The 24,865-nt window shown below is 38.9% G+C and carries 24 protein-coding genes and 3 pseudogenes; 19 read left to right on the top strand and 8 right to left on the bottom strand.

All coding sequences use genetic code 11. The features are described 5' to 3' along the window. Window positions 1-12 precede the first annotated feature (12 nt). From P20652_RS19910 to hslR, 4 genes and pseudogenes are all read right to left on the bottom strand, one after another. Window positions 13-126, bottom strand: a pseudogene (locus P20652_RS19910) (sugar O-acetyltransferase); the annotation flags it as partial. A gap of 468 nt (window positions 127-594) precedes the next feature. Further along, the gene (locus P20652_RS05845; RefSeq protein ID WP_008170360.1) at window positions 595-2,133 is read right to left on the bottom strand and encodes a phosphoenolpyruvate carboxykinase; all 1,539 of its coding nucleotides are present in this window, start codon (window positions 2,131-2,133) and stop codon (window positions 595-597) included. Between the two features lie 267 nt (window positions 2,134-2,400). Next, window positions 2,401-3,246 (bottom strand): Hsp33 family molecular chaperone HslO, encoded by an 846-nt coding sequence (hslO, locus tag P20652_RS05850; protein WP_007586592.1) that lies wholly within the window; start codon window positions 3,244-3,246, stop codon window positions 2,401-2,403. Between the two features lie 12 nt (window positions 3,247-3,258). Then, window positions 3,259-3,681, bottom strand: coding sequence for a ribosome-associated heat shock protein Hsp15 (hslR, locus tag P20652_RS05855; protein WP_008170358.1), 423 nt, complete (start codon window positions 3,679-3,681; stop codon window positions 3,259-3,261). Between the two features lie 210 nt (window positions 3,682-3,891). On the opposite strand from hslR, the gene gspC reads away from it, so the two are divergent. From gspC to P20652_RS05915, 13 genes and pseudogenes are all read left to right on the top strand, one after another. Beyond that, the gene (gene gspC / locus P20652_RS05860; protein WP_008170357.1) at window positions 3,892-4,833 is read left to right on the top strand and encodes a type II secretion system protein GspC; all 942 of its coding nucleotides are present in this window, start codon (window positions 3,892-3,894) and stop codon (window positions 4,831-4,833) included. A gap of 23 nt (window positions 4,834-4,856) precedes the next feature. Beyond that, window positions 4,857-6,920, top strand: coding sequence for a type II secretion system secretin GspD (gspD, locus tag P20652_RS05865; RefSeq protein ID WP_008170354.1), 2,064 nt, complete (start codon window positions 4,857-4,859; stop codon window positions 6,918-6,920). Further along, window positions 6,913-8,478, top strand: coding sequence for a type II secretion system ATPase GspE (gspE, locus tag P20652_RS05870; RefSeq protein ID WP_008170353.1), 1,566 nt, complete (start codon window positions 6,913-6,915; stop codon window positions 8,476-8,478). The genes gspD and gspE overlap by 8 nt, the downstream gene beginning before the upstream one ends. Window positions 8,479-8,480: 2 nt before the next feature. After that, window positions 8,481-9,714 (top strand): annotated as a pseudogene (gene gspF / locus P20652_RS18605) (type II secretion system inner membrane protein GspF). A gap of 82 nt (window positions 9,715-9,796) precedes the next feature. Next, window positions 9,797-10,219, top strand: a complete 423-nt coding sequence (gene gspG, locus P20652_RS05875) for a type II secretion system major pseudopilin GspG (RefSeq protein WP_007586585.1) — start codon at window positions 9,797-9,799, stop codon at window positions 10,217-10,219. A 49-nt stretch (window positions 10,220-10,268) separates the two neighbouring features. Further along, on the top strand, window positions 10,269-10,856 hold the full coding sequence (locus P20652_RS05880; RefSeq protein ID WP_008170347.1) for a Tfp pilus assembly protein FimT/FimU: 588 nt from the start codon (window positions 10,269-10,271) through the stop codon (window positions 10,854-10,856). After that, window positions 10,856-11,230, top strand: a complete 375-nt coding sequence (gene gspI, locus P20652_RS05885; RefSeq protein WP_002962039.1) for a type II secretion system minor pseudopilin GspI — start codon at window positions 10,856-10,858, stop codon at window positions 11,228-11,230. Before P20652_RS05880 ends, gspI begins: the two co-directional genes overlap by 1 nt. Continuing rightward, on the top strand, window positions 11,231-11,869 hold the full coding sequence (gene gspJ, locus P20652_RS05890) for a type II secretion system minor pseudopilin GspJ (protein WP_008170344.1): 639 nt from the start codon (window positions 11,231-11,233) through the stop codon (window positions 11,867-11,869). Then, window positions 11,862-12,851, top strand: a complete 990-nt coding sequence (gene gspK / locus P20652_RS05895; RefSeq protein ID WP_008170343.1) for a type II secretion system minor pseudopilin GspK — start codon at window positions 11,862-11,864, stop codon at window positions 12,849-12,851. Before gspJ ends, gspK begins: the two co-directional genes overlap by 8 nt. Next, window positions 12,848-14,056 carry a type II secretion system protein GspL gene (gspL, locus tag P20652_RS05900; protein WP_008170342.1) on the top strand — a complete coding sequence of 403 codons (1,209 nt, stop codon included), beginning with the start codon at window positions 12,848-12,850 and terminating at the stop codon, window positions 14,054-14,056. The genes gspK and gspL overlap by 4 nt, the downstream gene beginning before the upstream one ends. Continuing rightward, window positions 14,053-14,526, top strand: coding sequence for a type II secretion system protein GspM (gene gspM / locus P20652_RS05905; protein ID WP_008170340.1), 474 nt, complete (start codon window positions 14,053-14,055; stop codon window positions 14,524-14,526). The genes gspL and gspM overlap by 4 nt, the downstream gene beginning before the upstream one ends. Before the next feature lie 3 nt (window positions 14,527-14,529). Beyond that, entirely contained in the window at window positions 14,530-15,288 is a 759-nt protein-coding gene (locus P20652_RS05910) for a type II secretion system protein N (RefSeq protein ID WP_008170338.1), read from the top strand. A 22-nt stretch (window positions 15,289-15,310) separates the two neighbouring features. Next, complete coding sequence (locus P20652_RS05915; RefSeq protein WP_008170336.1) at window positions 15,311-15,898, top strand: UPF0149 family protein; 588 nt, start codon at window positions 15,311-15,313, stop codon at window positions 15,896-15,898. Window positions 15,899-15,925: 27 nt separating this feature from the next. Here the strand turns inward: P20652_RS05915 and P20652_RS05920 are convergent, their stop codons facing one another. Next, window positions 15,926-16,132 (bottom strand): hypothetical protein, encoded by a 207-nt coding sequence (locus P20652_RS05920; RefSeq protein ID WP_008170334.1) that lies wholly within the window; start codon window positions 16,130-16,132, stop codon window positions 15,926-15,928. Further along, window positions 16,132-16,491, bottom strand: a complete 360-nt coding sequence (locus tag P20652_RS05925; protein ID WP_008170332.1) for a hypothetical protein — start codon at window positions 16,489-16,491, stop codon at window positions 16,132-16,134. The genes P20652_RS05920 and P20652_RS05925 overlap by 1 nt, the downstream gene beginning before the upstream one ends. Window positions 16,492-16,781: 290 nt before the next feature. Here P20652_RS05925 and ccoG point away from each other — a divergent pair, with 290 nt between their 5' ends. The 4 genes from ccoG to P20652_RS05945 all read left to right on the top strand — a co-directional run bounded on the left by ccoG (window position 16,782) and on the right by P20652_RS05945 (window position 20,586). Continuing rightward, window positions 16,782-18,212: a cytochrome c oxidase accessory protein CcoG gene (ccoG, locus tag P20652_RS05930; protein ID WP_008170330.1), complete on the top strand. Its 1,431-nt coding sequence runs from the start codon at window positions 16,782-16,784 to the stop codon at window positions 18,210-18,212. 86 nt (window positions 18,213-18,298) lie between these two features. After that, complete coding sequence (locus P20652_RS05935; protein WP_008170328.1) at window positions 18,299-19,273, top strand: serine/threonine protein kinase; 975 nt, start codon at window positions 18,299-18,301, stop codon at window positions 19,271-19,273. 34 nt (window positions 19,274-19,307) lie between these two features. After that, complete coding sequence (locus tag P20652_RS05940; RefSeq protein WP_008170327.1) at window positions 19,308-19,931, top strand: thiol:disulfide interchange protein DsbA/DsbL; 624 nt, start codon at window positions 19,308-19,310, stop codon at window positions 19,929-19,931. 16 nt (window positions 19,932-19,947) lie between these two features. After that, window positions 19,948-20,586, top strand: a complete 639-nt coding sequence (locus tag P20652_RS05945; protein ID WP_008170325.1) for a thiol:disulfide interchange protein DsbA/DsbL — start codon at window positions 19,948-19,950, stop codon at window positions 20,584-20,586. Window positions 20,587-20,652: 66 nt separating this feature from the next. Here the strand turns inward: P20652_RS05945 and trmA are convergent, their stop codons facing one another. Beyond that, window positions 20,653-21,750 (bottom strand): tRNA (uridine(54)-C5)-methyltransferase TrmA, encoded by a 1,098-nt coding sequence (gene trmA, locus P20652_RS05950; RefSeq protein WP_008170323.1) that lies wholly within the window; start codon window positions 21,748-21,750, stop codon window positions 20,653-20,655. A 162-nt stretch (window positions 21,751-21,912) separates the two neighbouring features. On the opposite strand from trmA, the pseudogene P20652_RS18600 reads away from it, so the two are divergent. Continuing rightward, window positions 21,913-23,051 (top strand): annotated as a pseudogene (locus P20652_RS18600) (DUF5610 domain-containing protein). A gap of 65 nt (window positions 23,052-23,116) precedes the next feature. Beyond that, on the top strand, window positions 23,117-23,917 hold the full coding sequence (murI, locus tag P20652_RS05955; RefSeq protein ID WP_033017669.1) for a glutamate racemase: 801 nt from the start codon (window positions 23,117-23,119) through the stop codon (window positions 23,915-23,917). Here the strand turns inward: murI and P20652_RS05960 are convergent. Then, window positions 23,880-24,359 carry an RNA-binding protein gene (locus tag P20652_RS05960; RefSeq protein ID WP_008170316.1) on the bottom strand — a complete coding sequence of 160 codons (480 nt, stop codon included), beginning with the start codon at window positions 24,357-24,359 and terminating at the stop codon, window positions 23,880-23,882. The genes murI and P20652_RS05960 overlap by 38 nt on opposite strands. Between the last annotated feature and the right edge of the window lie 506 nt (window positions 24,360-24,865).

Genomic DNA, 24,865 nt, shown 5'->3' with positions numbered 1-24,865 from the left:
TATCGAGAATATCTACAGTGTTCTTATTTCACGAGCTGGGTTACCCGCTACCACGGTATTAGCCATTACATTTTTAGTAACCACGGCACCCACAATACTATTTTCACCAATACTCACAGGCATTAGAAACTATACAAATAACTCAGGGATAGGAGGGATTAATCTGGCTATGCTTGTATAGCCGACAACGAGAGTGCAAAGTTTTGATCTTTTTCTATAGGGTTGTAGTATCGCGCGGGAATTATTGAGATTATGTCTGTGTTTTTTGATTACCATGGCCTTGCTTTGTAGGAAAAATGGTCCTTAGCGTCTTATATTCCTGATCCCAATTAGGTGTTTTTGTGTTTGTAGTTGTGTTATTTATTGAATTTAACAGTGAGTCTATTTGTGGATAACAAACCAATGCAGAGCCAGAAAGAGCAATAATAGTGAGTAATACAAATTTATTGAGCATTAAGAAGTGATTAATTACGCAGTATATTATATGTTTTTTGATGTGGGTCGTTCGGCATTTTGTAGTACTTATTAAATTAGGTATTTAATAAGTAAAACGCCAGCTCTAGGCTGGCGTTAAAATACAATCTTAAAGCTTATTTAAGCTTTAGGCCCTGCATTTTTTATATCATCAGATACGTCATACTTAGCAAAGTTTTCAGTGAAGTCTGCGGCAAGTTTTGCTGCATATTCATTGTACTTCGCTTTATCTTCCCATGTGTTAATAGGATTAAGTAAGTTAGTATCTACACCTGGAACGGCTACTGGTACATCTAGATTTAAAACATCAATGTGCTGAGTTTCAACGCCCGCTAACTTACCAGATACGATTGCATCAATTACTGCACGAGTAGTTGGGATATCAAAACGTTTACCTGTGCCGTAAGGGCCGCCAGTCCAGCCTGTATTCACAAGGTACACTTTAGCGCCAAACTCGCGTACACGCTTCATAAGAAGCTCAGCATAAACACCAGCAGGGCGTGGGAAGAATGGTGCGCCAAAACAGGTTGAAAATGTTGATTCAATGTCGCTAGTAGAACCAATCTCAGTTGAGCCAACTTTAGCTGTGTATCCACTTAAAAAGTGAAAAGCAGCAGCTTCTTCACTAAGTATAGAAACCGGTGGTAGTACACCGCTTACATCACAGGTTAAAAATACAACAGCTTTTGGTTCGCCTGCGCGGTTTTCTACTTTACGTTTTTCAACGTGTTCAAGTGGATATGCTGCACGGCTATTTTGAGTAAGGCTAGTATCGTTAAAATCTGGAACGCCTTTTTCATCTAACACTACATTTTCTAAAATAGTGCCAAAGCGAATAGCATTCCAAATTACAGGTTCATTCTTTTGTGACAAGTCGATACATTTAGCATAACAACCGCCTTCAATATTAAACACGCTTCCTGGTGCCCAGCCGTGCTCGTCATCACCAATTAAAAAGCGAGTAGGGTCTGCTGAAAGTGTTGTTTTACCCGTACCAGATAAACCGAAGAATAATGCTGTATCGCCTGCTTCACCAACGTTAGCAGAACAGTGCATTGGTAATACACCTTTTGCTGGTAGTAGGAAGTTTTGTACAGAAAACATCGATTTTTTCATTTCACCGGCGTAACGCATACCTGCTAGTAATACTTTACGCTGTGCAAAGTTAATAATAACGGTACCATCGCTATTTGTGCCATCACGTTCTGGCTCACATACAAACGAAGGAACGTTCATTACTTGCCATTGTGGTAAGTTTGAAGCGTTATAGTTTTGCGGTTCGATAAACATGTTTTTGGCAAAAATATGGTGCCACGCTGTTTCTGTAGTTACAACTACGGGTAGGTAATGCTCAGGATCTGCGCCAACTTCTAGGTGAGAGGTGAAGTGGTCATTACTTTGAACATATGATTCTACGCGAGCCCATAATGCGTCAAATTTGTCTGCATCAAATGGACGATTAACGTTGCCCCATTGAATATCATCTTGAGTTGTAGCTTCTTGTACAATAAAACGATCTTTTGGTGAACGGCCAGTTCGTTTTCCTGTAATTGCAACAAAAGCACCATTTGCGGCTAAAGTACCTTCGCCACGGCGGATCGCATGCTCGACAAGTTCAGCTGCGGTTAAATCGACAAAACGTGTAGCGTCTGTAGTCATGTTTATACCTAACTATGTGTGAGAGTTTGAACGGATAGCTCTGGGGTTGTCAGTGCCCTTAAACTGAAATTATAGTAACAGAAGGTTTTAAGATATTCGAGTCCGCAAAGCCTCTAAAAACACATATATTTAAGAAAAAACATGAATAATTTCAATGATACCGGTGTCATGAAATTAGCAGAAAAGATGACACCGGTATCATCTTTTTATAATATAAAACCGCATATTTTGCGGCTTTAATTACTATATATAGATGAAGCTGAACATTTAGTTGAAAATGCTTTTAATGTCTTGTTCGTTAAAAACATACTCTTTTAAACAATAATGGCAGTTAATATTAACAGACCCTTTTTCAGCTACGTCTTTAAGTAGTTCTTCTTGTCCAATATTAACAAGTGCGGTAATTGTTTTATCACGACTACAACCACATTTGAATTTAATAGCTTGAGGTTCAAATACGCGAGGATTATCTTCGTGATAAAGGCGTGTAAGGACAGTATTAGCATCAAGGTGTAATAGTTCTTCATCTTTAATGGTATTACTTAATGCTTCTAGGTGTGCAAAGTCTTCAATTGATTTTTGTTTATCAACTGGGAGTACTTGTAAAAATAGACCACATGCTTTTGCGCTACCTTCTGTTGTGTCGGTTGCAAACCAAAGGCGTGTCTTTAATTGCTCTGACTGCTCAAAGTAACTTTCGATACATTCACTCAGAGTATCATGCTCTAGCGGAACTATACCTTGGTAACGCTCACCCTTACTTGGTGTAATAGTGATCACCATATAGCCTTGGCCAATAAGCTCTTTTACAGTTGTGCCCGTAATTTCGCTTTGCAGGCGAGCAATACCACGCATGTTTTGTTTGTCATCACCATTTATAACTGCATATTTAACTGGGCCATCACCTTGAAGCTGTACTGCAATTTCACCTTCAAACTTTAAAGTGGCGGTTAATAAACAGGTTGCAACAAGTAACTCACCTAGTAATGCTTTAACAGGGTCTGGGTAATTATGGTCGGCAATCATTTCATTATACGCATTCTCGATTTGTACGAGTTCGCCACGAACATCTAGTTCGTTGAATAAATAACGGTGAAGTAAATCTTGTTGCATGAGCGGCTATACCTAACTTGATTTCATTTTTAAAAGTTCGCGTCTTTGCTTTTTATCCGGTTTTTTATCCGGATGAGGAGCAAAAAAGCTGTTATTTTTGCGTGCGATGCTGTTTTCTTCGCGTTTAGCAATACTTGCATCAGATTCTTGATACATGGTCTGTGCAATGGGGGCGCTTTGACGTTTTTCAAGCACTGAGAGTATAGTTATCAGCTTTTCATCTACGCCCTGAGCCAGTTTTACTTTTGCGCCAACGTCTACTATTTTACTCGCTTTTGTACGTTGACCATTATAATGTACTTTGCCGCCTTGCACCATTTCGCGAGCAACTGCACGAGTTTTATAAAATCGCGCAGCCCATAACCATTTATCTAATCGAACTTTTAACCCATCTACAGGGTCTGAGTTAGTATTAGTATTACTTTTTTTACTCATAAGGCATTTCCCCACGTTTTTATAGCTTAAAATTTATCATGAAATCATCGTAGGATGAAGGTATTACAGTAGCAGTTTACTTTTTGTACTGTTATGTAAAGTTAATTTAATCTGTTTACAAAGTTTAATATTAGTGTGCTTGTTGAAAGAAAAATGAAAGGGTACTATGGGTACGCGCTAACGCAGTAAATTAAAATAAGAACACTATTTATGGAACAGCAAATCCAACAACTAAAACAATTTTTAACTCGTTTACCGCATGCTAAGTTGAGTGCATTAATGACACTGTTAGTTGTTGTTTATCTTGCATTTTTATTATCAAAACTTGTTTGGCTTTTGTGGCCGAAACCACCAGTAACTCTACTTACCCCTACTCATTATGCTAACCAGTCATCTGGTGCGAGTAACAACTCAGCGCAGCATATTATTGAGCAATTTTTATTTGGTAAAAAAACGGTAACAAACAACAATAATACTGCAAAGCAATCGCAGGTAATAAATAATGCGCCAGAAACGCGCTTAAGTATCAATTTAACCGGCATTGTAGCGGTTAATAACGATGACAAAGCAGGTATCGCAATTATTGAATCACAAGGTAAGCAAGTAAGCTATCTTGTGGATGAGGTAGTATCGGGTACGCGTGCTGAAGTTGCACAAATATTGCCGGATCGTATTATTTTGAGTGTTAATGGACGCTTTGAAACATTAATGCTTGATGGACTCGATTTCAGTAAAAAGGTGTCTATGCCCGTACTCGCTGCGCGTGATGATGCTGAAATGGGTCCGCAAAAATTAGAACCAAGTGATCTACAAATAGATGCCACTGCAGACTCGGACGTTAAAGAAGCAATTATAGAAACACGCGAAGAGTTACTCGAAGAGCCGGGCAAGCTATTTGACTATATACGGGTTTCACAAGCCATGAATGATGGTGAGCTAATTGGATATCGCTTAAGTCCAGGTAAAGAGCCTGAGCTGTTTAAGCAAATGGGGTTAAAAAATAACGATTTAGCCATTTCTATAAATGGCTATCAATTAACAGATTTAAAACAGGCTATGTCAGCTATTAATGAGCTGCGTAATAGTACAGATGCCAATATCACTATAGAACGTGATGGTGAACAAATTGATGTGCAATTTAGTCTGCAATAATTTAGCTTTGGAGTTTTAATACGATGGTTCAGGTGCTACACCTCAAAAAAATTAAAAAAGGGTTAGCTAAGTACGCAGCACTTTTTTTGGCGGCAAGTATTTCTTTGTCTGTTTCTGCTGTTGAATATGCTGCTAACTTTAAAGGGACTGATATCAACGAGTTCATTAATATTGTTGGTAAAAACCTTAATAAAACAGTCATTATTGACCCTAACGTGCGCGGAAAGGTAAATGTTCGCAGTTATGAGTTAATGGACGAGGCACTTTATTATCAGTTCTTCTTAAATGTATTGGAAGTTTATGGCTACTCAGCTGTTGAAATGGACAATGGCATAATTAAGGTAGAAAAAAGTTCAGACGCTAAAAAGTCAAACGTACCACTTATTGACGAAGGTAATGAAGCTAGCGGCGATATGATGATTACACGTGTTGTACGTGTTAAGAATGTAAGCGTGCAGGAGCTTGGTCCTTTAGTTCGTCAATTTAGCGATCAAAAAGATGGCGGCCATGTCGCTAACTTTAATGCGGCTAACGTAATGATGCTAACGGGTCATGCTGCATCGGTTAATCGTTTAGTTGAGATTATCCGCTCTGTTGATCAAGCGGGTGACAAACGTGTAGACATCGTTAAGCTTAAATATGCGACTGCTGATGATGTTGTCTCCGTGGTAGACAATATCTATAAAGACAACGGTAAAGGCAGTGTACCTGAGTTTTTAATTCCTAAAGTAGTCGCTGATGGCCGTACAAACAGCGTTATTGTAAGTGGTGAGGGCCAAGCACGTACACGTGCTATAGAGCTCATTAAGCGCTTAGATGGTGAATTAGAAAGTCAAGGTAACACCAAGGTGTTTTACCTAAATTATGCTAAAGCTGAAGATTTAGTTAAAGTTTTGCAAGGTGTAAGTAAGTCACTTGTTGAAGATGCACAAGGCGGTACTACTAAGACTCGTAGCAGAAGTAATAATGAAAGCAGTATAGAGTCTCACCCTGACTCAAACTCATTAATTATTACTGCACAGCCAGACACAATGCGATCACTAGAATCTGTAATTGAACGCCTTGATATCCGCCGTGCACAAGTGCTCGTTGAAGCCATTATTATTGAAGTAATGGAAGGTGACGGCGTTAATTTAGGCCTGCAGTGGATTTCTGAACAGGGCGGTATGTTGCAGTTTAATAATGGCACTACGGTTCCCGTGGGTTCATTAGCTGTTGCTGCAGAGCAAGCACAAGATACAACTGTAACTAAAAACATAATAGGAACTGAATCAGGTACAGTGACGCCATTTACAGAAACAACAGAAGGTGACTATGGTCCATTAGCCTCCTTGCTAAGTGGCATTAATGGTTTAGCGCTGGGCGTTGTTAAAAATGATTGGGGCGCAATTATTCAGGCTGTTGCCACTGATACAAATTCAAATATTTTGGCTACCCCTTCTATTACTACAATGGATAACGAAGAAGCCTCTATTTTAGTCGGTCAAGAAGTGCCTATTATTACAGGCTCACAAACAGGCACTAACAATGCCAACCCATTTCAAACAGTTGAGCGTCAAGAAGTAGGTATTAAACTGGTAGTTACGCCACAGATTAATGATGGTTCAGCGGTACAGCTTACTATTGAGCAAGAAGTATCGAGCGTAAGTGGTGCAACTGCGGTTGATATTTCAGTAAATAAGCGTTCAATTAAAACCACGGTAATGGCCGATGATGGCGGTATGGTTGTACTTGGTGGTTTAATTGACGAAGACGTACAAGAAAGTGTTTCTAAGGTGCCGTTATTAGGTGATATCCCCATTTTAGGACACTTGTTTAGATCAACAAATACAACGCGTCGTAAGCGTAATCTTATTGTGTTTATTCGCCCAACCATTATTCGTGATGGTGTAAGCATGAATAAGTTAAGCTTTAATAAATATAACTTTATTCGTGGTGAGCAGTTTAAACAAAAAGAAGACGGTATTGAGTTAATGCCAATGACTGATACGCCTATTTTACCTGAGTGGAATGACGAATTAGTACTTCCACCTACGTATGAAGAGTCTCTGCGTAAACAAAATGCACAAGAGCGTAAAGATGACTAATGCGATTCAAGAGATAAACCAAGATGTGGTTCATCCTAAAACGCATAATCAGGATGAGCTATTAACGAGTGATGTGTTAGTTGAGTTACCAGCAAAACGTTTGCCGTTTTCCTATGCAAGACGTGCAGGTGTGTTACTTGGTAAAAACAAAGATCACCGCATAGTTTACTACCGTGGTGAGCTAGACGTGGAAGTACTATTAGAAGTACGCCGTATCGCAGGCCATGGTTTTACACTTGAGCAATTGGCTGATGATAAATTTGAGCTATTGCTTGAAGCGTCATACCAACGTGATAGCTCTGAAACACAACAAATGATGGAAGATATTGGTAACGAGGTTGATTTATTCTCACTTGCTGATGAACTTCCGCAAACTGAAGATTTACTTGCTGGTGACGATGATGCGCCAATCATCAAGCTTATTAACGCCATGCTAAGTGAAGCGATTAAAGAAGGGGCTTCTGATATTCATATTGAAACCTTCGAACAAGAGCTTGTTATTCGCTTTAGGGTCGATGGAGTGCTTAAAGAAGTACTTAAGCCTAATCGTAAACTTGCATCGTTACTTGTGTCTCGTATTAAAGTAATGGCTAAGCTTGATATAGCCGAAAAACGCATTCCACAAGATGGCCGTATTAGTTTGCGTATTGCCGGGCGTGCAGTTGATGTGCGTGTATCTACAATGCCATCGAGCTTTGGTGAGCGTGTAGTACTGCGTTTACTTGATAAAAACAACGCGCGTTTAAACCTTGAAGATTTAGGTATGACCGCAGATAACCGTGCATTGTTTTCAGATTTAATTAGTAAACCCCACGGAATTATTTTAGTAACAGGGCCAACGGGCTCTGGTAAAAGTACCACTTTATACGCTGGTATGAGCCAAATTAACTCACGCGATCGCAATATTCTTACCGTTGAAGATCCGATAGAGTACGAAATTCCAGGCATTGGGCAAACACAAGTTAATGCAAAAGTTGATATGACATTTGCACGTGGTTTACGTGCAATATTACGTCAAGATCCTGATGTAGTCATGGTGGGTGAAATACGCGATCTTGAAACTGCGCAGATTGGTGTTCAAGCGTCACTTACCGGTCACCTTGTTATGTCTACTTTGCATACAAATACCGCATCGGGTGCAATTACACGTATGGAAGATATGGGTGTTGAACCCTTTTTACTTTCATCGTCGTTACTCGGTGTGTTGTCGCAACGCTTAGTCCGTACGTTATGTAATACCTGTAAAGAAGGTCACACGGCTGATGAGCATGAATGCCAGCTGTTAGGGGTTCCTTTTGAAAGCCAACCGACAATCTACCGAGCGGTGGGGTGTGAGGAGTGTAATTTTAATGGTTACCGTGGTCGTACGGGTATTCACGAGTTACTTGTAGTTGATGAAACCATACGCGAAATGATTCACAACGGTAAAGGCGAGCAAAGCGTAGAAAAATATATTCGTAAGCGCAGCCCAAGTATTCGTCAAGATGGATGTAGCCGTGTACTTGCAGGTAAAACAACACTTGAAGAAGTATTACGTGTTACCCGTGAGGAAGGTTAACTATGGCGGCGTTTGAATACCGTGCCTTAGATGGCCGAGGCAAAGAAAAAAAGGCATTTTAGAAGCCGATACGGCTAAGCAAATTCGCCAAACTTTACGTGATCAAAAATTAACGCCGCTTGAAGTTGTCCCTGCGGCGCAAAGTGACAAACAAGTTAAAGGTGAAAAAGCCCCTTTACTCGGTGGCTTTTTTAAGCCGACAATTTCAACCTCAGACTTAGCATTAATTACAAGGCAATTAGCAACACTTATCCAATCGGCACTCCCTGTTGAAGGCGCTGTTATGGCGGTTGCTGAGCAGTGCGAAAAGCCGCGTTTAAAGCGAATGCTTATGTCGGTACGCTCAAAAGTAGTTGAAGGTTACACCCTTGCCGATGGTCTTAGTGAGTTTCCTCATGTATTTGACGACTTATATCGTGCAATGGTAGCCGCAGGCGAAAAATCGGGTCATCTTGACCAAGTACTTAATCGTTTAGCCGACTATACCGAGCAGCGCCAACATATGCGTAGCCAAATAACTCAGGCCATGGTTTACCCTATTATTTTAGTGGTATTTGCAATTGGTATTGTGTCGGTATTGCTGGGTACTGTAGTACCAAAAATATTGAAAACGTTTGAAAAAACGAAACAAGTACTTCCTTGGACAACCGAATGGGTTATGGCAGGCAGCCATTTTGTGCAAAATTATTGGTTTATTAGTTTAATAGCTATCACAGCTATAGCCATTGGTATTAAGCATGCACTTAAACAGCCTAAAATACGTTTTTGGTGGGATGAGCGAGTGCTACACATGCCTGGTATAGGTAAAGTGGCTCGTGGTATTAACACCGCACGTTTTGCGCGTACTTTAAGTATTTTATCGTCAAGCTCGGTACCATTGCTCGAGGGGATGCGTATCTCAGGTGATGTATTAATTAACGAAAAATTAAAAAGGCGGTTGCAGATGCATCCGATAGAGTGAGTGAGGGTGCAAGCTTAAGAGCTGCACTTCAGCAAACTAAGTTGTTTCCACCAATGATGCTGCATATGATAGCAAGTGGTGAAAAATCAGGTGAACTAGAGCAAATGTTGGAGCGTGCTGCAAATAACCAAGATCGTGAATTTGAGAGCATGGTTAATGTATCGCTTAAACTACTAGAGCCTGCGATGATCGCCTCAATGGCGGTTATTGTATTATTTATAGTAATGGCAATATTGCAGCCAATAATGGCGATGAATAAAGCTGTTGGACTTTAAGTTAGAATAAATTTTTAAATATATTAATGGTTTTACCTAAACCATTTTTACTTAATGTTATTTAGAATAATGAGGTAATTACGTGAATAAACAATCAGGTTTTTCTTTACTAGAAGTGATGGTGGTACTGGTTATCATCGGGATGATTATGTCAATTGTTGCACCTAACATTATGGGTCAGCAAGAAGAAGCTGCTATCGATAAAGCGCATCTAGATATTCAGCAATTAGAAGATGCAATGAGCTTATACAAGCTTAAAAATAAGAGCTACCCAAGCACAGAGCAAGGTCTTGAAGCGCTGGTTACTCAAACAAGTATTGAACCGGTTCCAAAACGTTTCCCAGACGGTGGCTTTATTAACGAATTACCAGAAGATCCATGGGGTAATCTATATCAGCTAATTAGCCCAGGTGAAATTGGCAAGTTTGATATTTTTTCTATGGGCCCAGATGGTGAAGTAGGTACTGATGACGATATCGGTAACTGGGACGAAGAAAAACAATAATGCTTGAGTACATTGTTCTGTATGAACATGTTAATGCTAGAGGCTTGCTATGAAAGCAAGCTTTAAGCAGCGCCATGCAAAAAGCAGAGGCTTTAGTTTAATAGAAATTTTAGTGGTATTAGTGATCATCGCTTTTGCCACCAAAATGGTGGTATACAGCTTAGAAGGCGGTGCTGAGGAAGAATTAGATACTCAAGCACTAAGGCTGCATACCACCATTAACATGGCATCGGAATTTGCCATTTTAAACCAAGTTGAATTGGGCTTATTAGTAGAAGAAAATACGTTAGAGTATTTAGTTTTCGATGGTGAAAAGTGGATTACCTTTGACCGTGAAGATCTTTTTAAACCAATAGAGTTAGATGAAAGATTAAAGCTCACTCTTAACTTAGAAGATTTAGCGTGGGCACAAGATAACCTCTTAGAGCAATCTAACTGGCGCGAACTTATGAGTGGTGGCGATGAAGACAGTTTACTTGAGCTTAAAAAGTTGAAAATCCCACAAGTACTTATTTTGTCATCAGGTGAGGTAAGCGCGTTTCAACTTATATTAGCGTTAAAAGAGCAAAGCGAGCCTGTGTATTACATTGAAGGTGAATTTACCGCACCCATAAACTTTCGCCGAGAGCCAGAATAATGAAGCGCACAAAAGGGTTTACCTTACTAGAGGTGTTAGTGGCATTAAGTATTTGTGCCATGGCGGGTATAGCTGCAATGCAAGCAACAAGCGAGCACATACACCACTTAACAACTATTGAAGAGCAAACCTATGCATCTTGGGTCGCCGAAAACGTTATTATTGAACAACGTACCAAAGGCGAGCAATGGCAAGGTAAAAATAACCTCAAAGGTAGCGAAGTAATGGGCGGTGTTGAATGGTTTTGGCAGCAAGAAGTAACAGCCACTGCTGACAAAAGCTTTGTTAAGTTAACCATAAATGTTTTTACGGATGAAAAATATGAGCATTCAGCATATGAGTTATCAACGTATTTAAATAAAGGCAAAAAGTAAGTGAAGCAGCGCGGGTTTACATTACTTGAAGTTATGGTTGCACTGGGTATTTTAGCTTTTGTTATTATTGCTACTCATCAAATATTAGAGACGACAACAAGAGCAAAAGATGCTTCGGATGAAAAAATTGCTGAGTTAAATGGATTGCAAACAACATTTAGGTTAATGGATCAAGATTTTAGTCAAATGACCAAGCGTGTAGTACGAAACGAATCTGGCGATGTTCAAGAACAATATTTACTTGCTGGTCGTTACGTTTTAGAAAGCCAATATGATGGTATCGCGTTTGTACGAGATGGCTGGATAAATCCAATTAACTTATTGCCACGTTCAGAACTACAAGCTGTTGGTTATAGAGTGATAGATGATAACCTTGAGCGTGTTTATCGGGTTTATGTTGATCAGCTTGATAATATGGAGCCGCGAGTTCAACGTGTACTAGAGAATATTGAAGAACTTAAGTTTGAGTTTTTAGATGATAAAAACGAATGGCAAGAACAATGGGAAATTAAAGCTCTCCCTAAAGCGGTTGCTGTTACGTTGCAACAAATAGAAGCAGAGCCAATTCGTCGTGTATTTTTAGTTCCTGGGCAAGGCAAAGTTGTTGCTACACAAAATACAGGTGTGAATAATGGTTAAGCAGCAATCATCGCGCGGTGCAGCACTTGTTATTGTTTTATTTATTGTAGCGTTAGCGGCTATTTTAGCCGTTGAAATGAGCGCCAATTTAATGGTGCAAGTGCAAAAAAGCACTAACTTGCAAGGTCATCAGCAAGCTAAATGGTACGCCTACGGTGCAGAAGAGCTTGCTATTAAAGGGCTAATACAAAGTAAAAAAGATGATGCAGATAAAACGACGCTAGACCAAATTTGGGCAACTCAAGGTGATGCTTCATACCCTGTTGATAACGGCACATTAAGTGGCAAAATTACTGATTTACAAGCATGTTTAAATTTAAATGCTTTAGCTATAGAGCCTGACACCAACAGCGTGAGTAAAACAAATCCTGCGCATAGAGCACTATTTGCGTTACTTGAAAATATTGAAGATCTACCCACTGATGAATCAGAAGAGGCAATGGCAGATAGCGTATTTGATTGGCTTGACGAGGACAGTATTACGTATCGCTCAGGCGCAGAGGAAGATGAGTATTTATCGCGTAAATTTCCGTATATGACAGCCAATAGTTTATTTGCATCAACATCGGAATTACGTTTGGTTAAGGGCTTCAACCCATTAGTGATGGAAAAAGTACTTCCGTATGTGTGTGTAATACCGGGAAGTACGCTGCTTTCTATTAATGTAAATACAGTGATACCGGAACAAGCGCTTATATTAAGTGCATTAATAGATGAATTGAGTTTATCTGGTGCTGAAGCTGTTGTAGCGGCAAGACCGCAAACTGGCTTTGACACCATTGATGAATTTTTTGAACAGGTGAAGCAACAAGGCGGCACTAATACCGACTCAGTAAAAAGTTTATTTAGTATTAAAAGCGAATATTTTAAATTACAGACGCAGGCAAATTTTGTCGACCTGCGTTTTTCGATGACCACATTACTGCACGCTAAAGACGGCGACGTAACGATACTGGCGCGAAAATTTGGAGGCGTACAGTGACAGAAATACTGTTGATCCGCACGGGTCAAACCGAGCAAGAATTACTTAACTGGTTAATTTACTCACCACAAGAACAAGAAATAATAGCCAGTGGCGAGTTACCAAATGCAGAGCATTTAAGTGAGCTAAGCGAAAAAGCACTTACCCGAGAAGTTGTCGTATTATTACCAAGTGACCAAGTGCAATTAAAAACGGTCGCCTTGCCAACAAAATGGAATCGCAAGCTTGAGCAAGCATTGCCATACATGCTTGAAGAAGATATCGCATGTGACGTAGATGAACTGTTTATAGCAGTGGCGCAGCCGACAATGCTTGGTGAGCAACATGCAATTCGTGTAGCAATGACAGACCGCGAATGGTTTGAACAATGGCTTGCATTATTTGCTGAGCATAATTTATTAGTATACAGAATATTACCCGATGCTTTGTTGTTACCGCTTGCAGATGATGGCGCAGTAACCGCTATCGAGCTCAATAACCAATGGTTATTTAAGCAAGGGCAATGGCATATTGGTGCGGTTGAATCTAGTTGGTTGAATGGCTATTTAACAGCCATGGGTAACCCTGACATTAAACATTTTAGCCCAGCTAATCAGTTTCCTGAAAGCGTTAACTTACAGGCGCAAACAAGCGATTACGACTTACCTCTAGCATTATTTGCAAAACAGTTAGATAGCGTTAATTTTAACTTACGCCAAGGTATGTATCAGCTTAAAAAACAAAGCGCTTTGTGGTGGGGTTATTGGAAAGGCGCCGCAATTATAGCAAGTGTTGCATTGGTTTCTACAATTACAATAAAAGCTATTGAGTTACACCAACTTAATGCACAAGTAGAAGTAGCTAAAGCTCAAGTAGTCGACAGATACCAAAAAGCATTTCCGGGAACTAAGGTTCGCCCCAATCTAATTAAAAGCCAAATTAAAGGCGCGTTAGATAAAGTACAAGGCTCAAGCGAAGCGGGCTTTTTAGATTTAACGACTAATTTGGTTGATGTATTTTCGCAAGTCAGCGAATTTACACCTGAAACACTTCGTTATGACAAGCGTCGCAATGAGCTGCGCATTCGTGCACGCGCTAAAGATTTCCAAACCTTCGGTAAAGTAAAAATCATACTTGAAAAACAAGGTTTAACTGTTGAGCAAGGATCTTTAAATAATGACGGTGATTATGTAGTTGGCGAAATTAAACTGCGAGGTGCAGTATGAAAAAGCAGTTAATGCAACAATGGCGCTCGCTTAAAGAGCAAGAACAACAACTGGTAATGGTTGCTGGTGGCGTATTTATTATTTTTGTTTTAGTAATGGGGATATTTAGACCATTAAATAATGCGATAGAAAAAGCACAGCAATCTCAAATTAAACAACAAGAGCTATTAGCTTGGGTTGATGAAAGCATTGTCAAGCTAAAAGCAGCGGGCAACACCAGTGTTGCTAGCAATACAAACTTAAGCCAAGTGGTAAACTCTACTCGTGGACGCTATAAAATCAATATTAGTAAAATGCAGCCAAGTACGGGGTCACTTCGTTTGACCCTCGACTCAGTAGAGTTTAATCAGTTAATAGAGTGGTTAGACGAGCTAGTGAATCAGCATGGCTTAAAAATTGAAAATTTAGATTTAAGCCGCGATGATAAATCAGGCTATGTGCGTGTAAGCCGTTTAGTATTAGAGAATTAATTAATGAAAAAAATAATAACGTTATCGGCTGTCTTTTTAATTAGTTTTATTGTGTTTTGTATTATTAAATTACCAGCCAGTATTGCGCTAGATATAGCAAAACCGTATTTTCCAAAGCAATTAGAAGTAGGGCAAACTGTAGGTACTGTTTGGCAAGGTCAAATGATGCAAGTTCGTTTTGATGGTGAACAGTTAAATAATGTGCGTTGGGACATTGCAGGCTGGAAATTATTTACAGGCAAACTAAATACGAACATAAAATTTGGTAATCCACGAGAACGCAGTGATATTTCGGGTTACGCAGATGTAAGCTACGGGCTTTTTAATAAAAAAGTAATAGTGACAGACACCCTAGTACGCTCCACTGTAGAGCGTGCAATGCAACGTGTGCAACTTCCTCTGCCTGTTACCGCTAAAGGGCGTGTGATTTTAGAACTTGATGAATACAGCTCAGGCGCACCTTATTGTGATTCACTAAAAGGTGAAATAGCGAGTCCTAATATTGATGTTCAAGGTTTAAATGGGTGGTTTAATATTGGCCCTCTAGCTGGTAAGTTAAGCTGTAAGTCGGGCGATGTTGCTATATTAATTGACCCAGATAACACGCTTGGCCTTGAGGCAGATGCTACACTTAAAGCTAATTTTGATTTTAGAGTAGCCGGTTATGTTAAACCTGATGCCAGCTTACCTAAAGATGTACATGATGCAGTTAAGTTTTTAGGCCGACCAGATACCGAGGGTCGTTACCCGCTCAATTTTTAATGTTTTAATATAAAGAGTTTTAATGCAAATACCCCAATTTACTGAGCTGCACGCAAAGCAGCTCAGCTCATTTTTAAGTACCCAGTCTAAAGCAATGACCCTTGAACAATGCCAAGGCTATTTATTTGGTGTTATTTGTTCGCCCAATCCATTAGATGTGCATGAGTGGCTTGAGCAGATATTACCAAGTAGAGCCAATGATTTAGATGAAGAAGTACTTTTCTTGTTTATGGCGCTATATCATAAAATTAGTGAGCAAGTATTTGAAACTGGATACAAATTACCTAACACATTTGATGCTGAATTTTGTAAGTCGTGGAGTAAAGGCTTTGTAGTGGCAACAAAAGCCTACGCAGAACCTTTGTTAAATGCGCCTCAATTAGATGCTGAATTTAAACAAGCATTAGAAAGTGCGCTAAGTACACTTAGTTTTTTTGCGCTTGACCAGCAAGCCATAACACAGATTGCAAAGCAAAATAACATGACTATAGAAGCCTTGTGTCAGTACCAATATGAATCAATGGGTGACTTTGCATTAGGGTTTGCTGAACTAATTGAAGTGGTCGCAATTAATAGCGGTTTGATAACCGACGAGAGTTGGGAAGAGTAATTATTAATACCAGGCGCTTAGTTTAATCTAAGTGCCTAGCTCTAATATAATATCCGTACAGCCTTGTTTGCACTTTACTACGCCTTTACCAGGTTCACTGGTGGCTAAATTAAGTGTTAAAACCCCATTACACTTCTCACACTTTAATGTTTTGCCTTGCGCTAATTGCTTGAGCATATTGCGCTGCTTATGAAATGAGTCGCTTGTTTTCTTATTTAGTACTGAAAAATCCATCACTTTACTCGCTTTTTCTCTAACGATTCCGAGACTATTTTACATACTGTATTTAAACGATCATCGTAAAAGTAGAGGTTTAGGTCGCGCTCACGGCAGTAATGTAAATGAAATAACTGCACTGAGTCATTTGTCGTAAATGTTTTTTCTATATATTCGTTCTCGGATTCCGAAAGTTTTAATTGTGAGCGAATTAGATTTTTAGCCATGTTGGCTGCAGGACCGCGATTCATCTTTGTTGAGTCGCTTAAAAAACCAATACCCTCACCTAAAAGCTTTTCTCTGGGCTCTTTTATAAGAGGGTGATCAATTGTAAAAAAAGCAAGGATCACTACTATCAATATAATAAATTTTTTCATGGATACGTAAACCTTGATCTAAATAGGATTAAATTACCATGCAGTGTAATAAACTGCATTTTAAAAGCAAGTAACTGAGATGAATAAATTATTAGTGATCTATACCAGTAATTTTAATCAATATTGGTATACTGGTAAGTAGCAGTCAGATATTTCAGAAATATCTGAAAGTATTTAAATGATGTTTTATTAAACGAATCACTCTTAGCAAGTAACTTGCTACACTCTTATAGTATAGAGCATTTGAATATTGCTGAACTTTTATTTCCAAGCGGTGTTGAGGAACTTCGATGGACAAACAAATTAAAGTAAAGAATATCCCTGTAGAGGTAAAAATCCAAAAACCGGATTTAAGCCGTAAAGATGATAGGTTCAACCCCCGAAATCGTATTTATGTGCGCGCTGTAAAAGGTCTACATCAATTACTTAGGCAGCGCATTGGCTTTTTAGGCCTACTTGCGTTTATGTTACTTCCTTGGATTAATTTTAACGGCCAGCAAGCTGTGCTGTTTGATCTAATTGGTCAAAAATATAATATTTTTGGTTTAACGCTATGGCCTCAAGATTTTACCATATTAGCGTTTATTTTTATGTTAGCAGCATTTGCGCTGTTTTTAGTGACGACATTTTATGGACGGGTGTGGTGTGGCTACACATGTCCGCAAACTGTTTGGACTTTTATTTTTATTTGGTTTGAAGAAAAGCTTGAAGGTACGGCTAATCAGCGTAAAAAGCTCGATGAGCGGCCAATGAGCTTTGATAAGTTTTGGCGTAAAACGGCAAAGCATACTAGTTGGGTATTGTTTTCGTTGTATACCGCTATTTCTTTTGTGGGTTACTTTACGCCAATCAGGGAGTTACTCCCTGATTTTGTAACGTTTAACGTGGGCGGTTATGCACTAGTCAGTATTATATTCTTTGCTGCGTGTACCTATGGTAATGCCGGTTGGATGCGTGAAATTATGTGTTTACATATTTGCCCTTACTCTCGTTTTCAATCAGCTATGTTTGATAAAGATACATACACCGTAACGTATGACGAAAGCCGTGGTGAAAGCCGTGGTCCTCGTTCACGTAAAGTAGATCATGAAGATTTAGAGCTAGGCGATTGTATAGACTGTAACTTGTGCGTTCAAGTGTGCCCAACAGGTATTGATATTAGAAATGGGTTACAAGCTGAGTGTATTAACTGTGGTGCATGTATTGATGCGTGTGATGGCGTAATGGATAAAATGGAATACCCGCGTGGACTTATTTCATATACGACAGAACGAAACCTCGAAACCCCAGAAAATAAAACGAATCCACTACGAGCTAAAATCATTGGTTACACGGTCATACTTGTTGTGCTTACGGGAGCACTTGTAGCTAATATAGCGCTGCGTAAAACAATGGACTTTGATATTATTCGTGATCGAAACCAATTATATCGTGTCGATTTTGATGGTTTAGTAGAGAACACCTATACATTAAAGGTAATTAATAAAGCGCAATACGAGCAAACCTTTAATATTAAAGTACAAGGGTTAGATAACTTTAAGTATATTGGTAAGCAGTCATTTACTGTGCAGGCAGGAGAATCTCATAACGTGCCATTGTCGCTTGTAATGGACCCTTATGATTTGAAAGTGCCGATGACAGAGTTTAACTTTGTGCTTTCACCGGTAGATGAGCCGGATGAGACAATATCGCAGTCGAGTAACTTTTTTAAAGCGCGATAATCACAACCTACCTTAAATAGGTAAGTTGATATAGCAATTAACAAAAGCGGGTATATAACCCGCTTTTTATTTTATATAAGAAGAGTATGAGTAAATTTAGTTTTATTGACTTAACACCTGACCTAATACTCGATGCAATAGAAAGCGTAGGTGTGTACGCCGAATCTGGTTTGTTGGCACTCAATAGCTATGAAAACAGAGTGTACCAATTTAAAGCCGATGATGGCCTGCGTTACGTAGTGAAGTTTTATCGTCCAGAGCGCTGGAGTAGGGAGCAAATTCAAGAAGAGCATGACTTTGCATTTGAACTGGCAGAAGCGGAAGTGCCTGTTGTTGCCCCTATTTTATATAATGGTCAAAGCTTGTTTGAACACGAAGGTTATTTGTTTGTGTTGTTTCCAAGTGTAGGCGGGCGTTTATTTGAGGTTGATAACTTAGATCAGCTTGATGTAATGGGGCGATTAATTGGCCGTATGCACCAAGTAGCTAAAACAAAACCTTTTACTTATAGGCCAACAGTTACCTGCGAGGAGTATTTGCATACAGCCAAAGTTCATCTTCAAAAAAGTAACTTAGTGCCTATGGGAATAAATACTGCCTTTTATACTATTTTAGATTTAGTGATAGAGCAGGCGCAAAAACAGTATAAAGATGTGCAAAGTATTCGCTTACATGGTGATTGCCACGTTGGTAATATTTTATGGGCAGGTGATGCGCTCATGTTTGTTGATTTAGATGACAGCCGCCAAGGTCCTGCAATCCAAGATTTATGGATGATGCTCAGTGGCGATAGAGCGACGCAACTGTTACAGTTAGACACCCTTGTAAATGCGTATGAAGAGTTTTGTGATTTTGATCACTCTCAACTCAAATTAATTGAACCGCTGCGAGCGATGCGTATTATCCATTATATGGGATGGGTAGCTAAACGATGGAGCGATCCTGCCTTTGTGCGGAACTTTACATGGTTTGCTGATGACAAATACTGGGAGCAACAAATTTTAGCACTGAAGGAGCAACTTGCAGCACTGCAAGAAGCACCGTTAAAGTTATTGCCGTAATATTTTATTTAAAGACAAGTACAACGAGATACAAATGCTTAAAAAATTAAAACTGAGTTTATTACTTTTATGTTTACCATTTGCAGCACTTGCTGCACAGTTTGAAGTTGATAATCAATACACTGTTATTGATGTAGACAAAAGTACATCACCACAAGTAACCGAGTTTTTCTCATTTTACTGCCCACATTGTTTTAAGTTTGAACCAGTAGCAAAAGCAATTGAACAAGGCCTGCCAGAAGGCGCTGAGTTTATTAAAAACCATGTGAACTTTTTAGGTGGCGTGTCGCCACAAGCACAAAGTAATTTAAGCTTTGCCTACTTAATTGCTAAGCAGCATGGTCAGGCGCAAAGTATTAGCGATCAAATTTTTAAAAGTATTCATGTTCAGCGTGTTCCTTTAACTGAAATGAAAGACGTTAAAAAATTACTTGAAATAAACGGCATTGATAGCGCAACGTTTGATCAAGAAATTGCAAGCATGCCAGTTATTTCGGCTGAGCAAGCAATGCAAAACAAACAAAATAAATATTCAAAATTAGGCGCACTTACAGGTGTACCTACTTTTATTGTTAACGATAAATATAAAATAAACCTCAACACCATCAAAAATCAAAAAGAACTTGATGAGTTAGTAGCGTTTTTATTAGCACTATAAATTTCGGAGCATAATAATGATTAAATTAGTTAAAGCAGGTTTGCTTGCAGTATTACTTCCTATGGCGGCAACAAGCTTTGCAGCAACGTATGAAGAAGGCGTGCATTACGACGTTGTTTCTGAGCGCGCAACTAAAAAGCCAGAGATCAAAGAGTTTTTCTCATTTTATTGCCCTGCATGTAATAACATGGAAGCATTAATTGGTGAGTTTAAGCCTAAGCTTGATAAAAACGTTAAGTTTAAAAAGAGCCATGTTGATTTTGTAGGTGTACGTGACCCAGAAAACCAACAGATGATGAGCCAAGCACTCGCGACAGCTGAAGTACTTCCGCAAAAAGACAAAATTGTTTCTGCAATTTTTAACCATATACACACTAAGCGCGCTAAGTTTAATGAGCTTGCAGATGTAAAAGATATCTTTGTAGCGCAGGGCGTTGATGGCGATAAGTTTGATAAGCTGTTTAAAAGCTTTTCAGTACGTACGCTGAGCTCTAAAATGAAACGCGATCAAGATTACTTTAAAGAAAAAGGTGCACTACGTGGTGTACCTACATTTATTGTAAATGGTAAGTATAGATTAAACCTAGGCCGTGAGTCGGGTATTAGCGAACCAGAAGACATTAGCAAACTGATTAATTACTTAGCTAACAAGTAAGTTTAGCTAAAACTAAAAAAGCTCCTATAAGGAGCTTTTTTTATGGGTAACGTTTACTGAGCGTATTCATTTGCGCTGCAAGAAAACACCCGACTCAATGTGATGTGTATAAGGGAACTGATCAAATATAGCAAAGCGCTTAACGTTGTGCGTACGTGTTAGGTGATCAAGGTCACGCTCAAGGGTTTCAGGATTACATGATATATAAATTATGCTTTCGTAGTTAGCCACTAAGTCACACGTTAATTCATCCATGCCTGCGCGTGGTGGATCTACTAATATGGTTTGGCAGTCATAGCTTTTAAGGTCAATACCATCTAAACGAGAGAAAGTACGCTCGCCATTCATTGCTTGAGTAAACTCTTCACTCGACATACGAATAATATCTAGGTTCTCTACGTTGTTTTTAGCAATGTTGTATTGAGCAGAGTGAACAGATGATTTTGATATTTCAGTCGCTAATACTTTATTAAAAGAGCTCGCTAACGCAATTGAAAAGTTACCGTTACCGCAATACAGTTCGAGTAAATCATTTTTAAGTGGTTTACATAAATCTTGCGCCCACTCCAGCATATTAATATTTACTTTTGCATTAGGCTGAGTAAAGCTATTTTCTACTTGTTGATAAATAAGCTCTTGACCATTGACTGTTAAACGTTCAGTTACAAAGTCATCACCCAGCACTTCTTTTTGTTTGCGAGCACGACCTATAAAGTCAATTTTGTATTTACTGCTTAGTTTTTCTTTAAGTGCTTTAATTTCACTTAACCATTCCTCATCAAGTGGTTTGTGATAAAGCAAGCTTACTAAAATCTCACCGCTTAGCGTTGATAGGTAATCGATTTGAAATAACTTACGACGTAATATTTCACAAGGCTTAAGGCTTTCAATCATCACCTGCATTATTTTACCTACAAGAGGCGCTGCTGGGTCAAACGTATCAACACGGATTTTTTCTTTTGTTTGTTGATCAAACATAATGTGAAACAGATCGTCACCGTCGTGCCATACTCTAAATTCAGCACGTTGGCGGTAGTTAGTTGGCTCTGAGCTAAATACTTCTAATTGCTCCACACCAAAGCGTTGGAACTGTGCACTAATACGCTGTTCTTTTTCAGTTAACTGCGCTTGGTACTGTGTGGTATCTATTTTAATAACTGCCATTAACGCTACTACCTTATTTAAGATCTGTTTATCGGCGCTATTGTAGGGAGCGCTGCGTATTTGTCTAGTTTTGGCTAGAATAAATGGTGTATTTTTGCACGTTTTACTTTAGTTTTTTATGCCTTGGCCGATAACAATCTACGCACGCTTAGGAGATACATGATGAAAATAGGTAACTATGGCTTTATGCCAAACAACAACATCAATAAATTCAATAATAAAGCTGATATACAGCAACCTACAATTACGTCTCCTCAAGATAGCTATCAACAACGTGGCCGAGAGTTGGCTGCAAAAGTGCTTGGCGATAAAATGGCTGAGCAGCTTGGATTGCCTATCGCAGAAAAAAAGCAGATAAACCACTATTTGATTTTGATGAAATAGTAAAAAACGTACTCGATTTTGTTAGCAGTGCTGTAAATAAGGCAAAAGCTAACGGCGCTGATGATGAAAAACTCAAAGATATGTTAGGCGACGCACGCAAAGGAGTCCAAATAGGGATTGACGACGCTGTTGATGAACTCAAAGGTACTGGCGTATTTAATGACGACATGGAAGAGGGGATTAATAAGTCTAAAGAGGGAATTTACAACGGGCTTGATAAGTTTGAAGAGTCGTTATTTAACCCACAACCTGCCAGCGTAAATATAAGCCAGGCTCAATATGTCAGTATGACGAGTAATGCAGAGTATAAATTTATGACCGCAGAAGGCGATGAGGTAAGTATTAGCTTTGCTGATGCATTTGAATCTCAATCGGCAAGTGGCTATCAGCAAAACAGTAATAGCGAGTCGTTTGCAAGCTCATCATCGCAATCTCGACAGGTATCATTTTCGATGTCGGTTAATGGTGACTTAAATGAGCAAGAGCAAGAAGCGATTAATGTGATGATGGAAGACTTACAAGGTTTAAGCAAAACATTTTTTGGTGGTGATTTAGATGAAGCATTTGAACAAGCGCAAGAGCTGAGTTTAGACAGCGATCAGCTGGTGGCTTTTTCTATGGATTTACGCCAAACAAAAACAATAGCCACAGTTAAAAGCTATGAAGAATATAAACCAGCACCAGAAAAACAAGTAGCAGAGGGTTTAGCCCCTTTTAATGACGACCTTAAAAATGCTTTTGAAAAAGCGGGAGAGCTTGGATTACAAAATCAGCTAGCTGGCATTCTACAATGGTTAAATCAAGATCAGGAACAAATAGATAAGTTAGTGGATTACACTAAGTCTATGTTCGAAAACCTTAATCAGTTAAATTCGGCAGCCGACGATCTTGCTGATTTAGAAACCACGCAAAGTTAAACTACTTTCTTTTATAAATACCTCATGGCAAACTGCCGTTCTTAAAGTAAAGTGGGAACGGTAGTTTGTCAGCGCATATAATGGTCTTTGATTCAGGTATTGGTGGAACTACTGTACTTGAGCATATAAAGCAAAGTATCCCCAATGCTCAGTACAGCTATTTTATGGATAATGCATTACTACCTTATGGTGCTCAATCCCAACAAACGATCATTAACCGATTATGCTCACTTATCTATTTCATCAAAGCCAACACGCTTAACGTTGATTTAATTGTAATAGCGTGTAATACCGCTTCTACATCTGCACTTAGCGCTGTTCGCCAAATGACAGATATTCCTATAGTAGGTGTTGTGCCAGCAATAAAGCCTGCGGCAGAGTTAACACGCTCAAATCATATTGGCTTATTAGCCACACCAGCAACGATCGCTAGTTCATACACAAAAAAATTAATTGCTGAACATGCACGTAATGCAATCGTTAATCTATATAGCAGTGTGGAATTAGTAACTTTAGCTGAGGAATGCTTTTTTACAGGCTCTTTAGATACCAACAAGTTGCATCAAGTACTTGATGACCTACATATAGATAAAACTATAGATGTACTTGTACTAGGGTGTACGCACTTTCCAATATTAGCAGAGCCGATTAGTCAGTATTTTGAAGGGAATGTAAAATTACTTGATTCAGGTGTAGCGATAGCAAACAGAGTGAACTATTTACTTAATCAACTAAACTTATGTGTGAATAAACTAACAGACATAAAAAAGCCGCTACAATATTATGCAACGGCTAATGTATTTAGTAATAAGCTAGCGGTAAAGCTAGTTACATTGATTGATCCATCTCAGTACGAACAGAGTTAGTATCATCGTCTTGTTTTTGTTTAGCTTCACGTACTTTTAAAGTACGTTGTTGAAACTCGCTATCATTTAAATTAGCAATCGCATTGTCTGCATCAGCTAACGCCATTTCAACAAAACCAAAGCCACGACGTTTGCCAGTATTCTTATCCTTTAATAAACGAACATTGAATACTTTGCCTTGTTCTTCAAATAATGCACGAACCACACCTTCGTTTGCACGATAAGGAAGGTTACCAACATAAAGCGTTTTTGTTTTAACTTCAGCTTCTTCAGTCACATCAGATGACATTGCAGCAATAACAATCGCACCTATTAATAAACCAGCACCAAATAGTAATGCAGGGTTTAAATCTAAGCCGCCTAAAGCAAACTCAACAACAACAAAACCAACTACAGCAAGAATAACAGAGAAGATAAAAGATTTTTGATCGGGTAATTTCATTTTAGATCTACCAATAAACAGGAAATAAACATTAATTTAACATTGTGAACTTGCTATCTTAACGCCTAAATCAAACATAGCAATGATATTTGTATTAAATAATAAAGAAATGTATAAAAAAGCATCATCTTATAATGGTTTTTACATAGTTTTGCGCGGTTTCGCTCTATTTTTGTTCGAACAGTAAAAAGATCTAAAAAAAGGGTTGATCTGTTTTCGGATCTCCCTATAATGCGACCCCACTGAGACGGGAAACGCTGAAGCATAGCAAGGCACGGACTACTCAGAGAGTTAAATAAAACTTCGGTTTTAAATTATCGTAAGAAAGTTTAAAATTAAGTATTGACTCGAAAAATAAAGGGTGTATTATTCGCATCCCTTGAGACGCTAAAGCGACTCAAAACGTTCTTTAACAATATAAAGCAATCATCTGTGTGGGCACTCGTACAGATTGAGTTCTAACAGCCAACCTACTTAGGTAGCGAGGCAAACAAATTTAGAGTCTT

Source organism: Pseudoalteromonas sp. BSi20652, assembly GCF_000239855.1.
In the GTDB taxonomy this organism is placed as follows: Bacteria; Pseudomonadota; Gammaproteobacteria; order Enterobacterales; family Alteromonadaceae; genus Pseudoalteromonas.
The sequence above is the reverse complement of the archived record's forward strand: the minus strand, read 5'-3'. Positions and strand labels throughout refer to the sequence as shown.

Bases quoted from the DNA above. Each gene is read 5' to 3' on its own strand.
- gspD (WP_008170354.1), top strand. From the start codon at position 4,857: ATGGTTCAGGTGCTACACCTCAAAAAAATTAAAAAAGGGTTAGCTAAG.
- P20652_RS05960 (WP_008170316.1), bottom strand. From the start codon at position 24,359: ATGAAATTACCCGATCAAAAATCTTTTATCTTCTCTGTTATTCTTGCT.
- ccoG (WP_008170330.1), top strand. From the start codon at position 16,782: ATGGACAAACAAATTAAAGTAAAGAATATCCCTGTAGAGGTAAAAATC.
- P20652_RS05915 (WP_008170336.1), top strand. From the start codon at position 15,311: ATGCAAATACCCCAATTTACTGAGCTGCACGCAAAGCAGCTCAGCTCA.
- P20652_RS05945 (WP_008170325.1), top strand. From the start codon at position 19,948: ATGATTAAATTAGTTAAAGCAGGTTTGCTTGCAGTATTACTTCCTATG.
- hslR (WP_008170358.1), bottom strand. From the start codon at position 3,681: ATGAGTAAAAAAAGTAATACTAATACTAACTCAGACCCTGTAGATGGG.
- P20652_RS05940 (WP_008170327.1), top strand. From the start codon at position 19,308: ATGCTTAAAAAATTAAAACTGAGTTTATTACTTTTATGTTTACCATTT.
- P20652_RS05880 (WP_008170347.1), top strand. From the start codon at position 10,269: ATGAAAGCAAGCTTTAAGCAGCGCCATGCAAAAAGCAGAGGCTTTAGT.
- gspC (WP_008170357.1), top strand. From the start codon at position 3,892: ATGGAACAGCAAATCCAACAACTAAAACAATTTTTAACTCGTTTACCG.
- gspE (WP_008170353.1), top strand. From the start codon at position 6,913: ATGACTAATGCGATTCAAGAGATAAACCAAGATGTGGTTCATCCTAAA.
- P20652_RS05920 (WP_008170334.1), bottom strand. From the start codon at position 16,132: ATGGATTTTTCAGTACTAAATAAGAAAACAAGCGACTCATTTCATAAG.
- P20652_RS05925 (WP_008170332.1), bottom strand. From the start codon at position 16,491: ATGAAAAAATTTATTATATTGATAGTAGTGATCCTTGCTTTTTTTACA.
- trmA (WP_008170323.1), bottom strand. From the start codon at position 21,750: ATGGCAGTTATTAAAATAGATACCACACAGTACCAAGCGCAGTTAACT.
- gspI (WP_002962039.1), top strand. From the start codon at position 10,856: ATGAAGCGCACAAAAGGGTTTACCTTACTAGAGGTGTTAGTGGCATTA.
- P20652_RS05845 (WP_008170360.1), bottom strand. From the start codon at position 2,133: ATGACTACAGACGCTACACGTTTTGTCGATTTAACCGCAGCTGAACTT.
- P20652_RS05910 (WP_008170338.1), top strand. From the start codon at position 14,530: ATGAAAAAAATAATAACGTTATCGGCTGTCTTTTTAATTAGTTTTATT.
- hslO (WP_007586592.1), bottom strand. From the start codon at position 3,246: ATGCAACAAGATTTACTTCACCGTTATTTATTCAACGAACTAGATGTT.
- gspK (WP_008170343.1), top strand. From the start codon at position 11,862: ATGGTTAAGCAGCAATCATCGCGCGGTGCAGCACTTGTTATTGTTTTA.
- P20652_RS05935 (WP_008170328.1), top strand. From the start codon at position 18,299: ATGAGTAAATTTAGTTTTATTGACTTAACACCTGACCTAATACTCGAT.
- gspM (WP_008170340.1), top strand. From the start codon at position 14,053: ATGAAAAAGCAGTTAATGCAACAATGGCGCTCGCTTAAAGAGCAAGAA.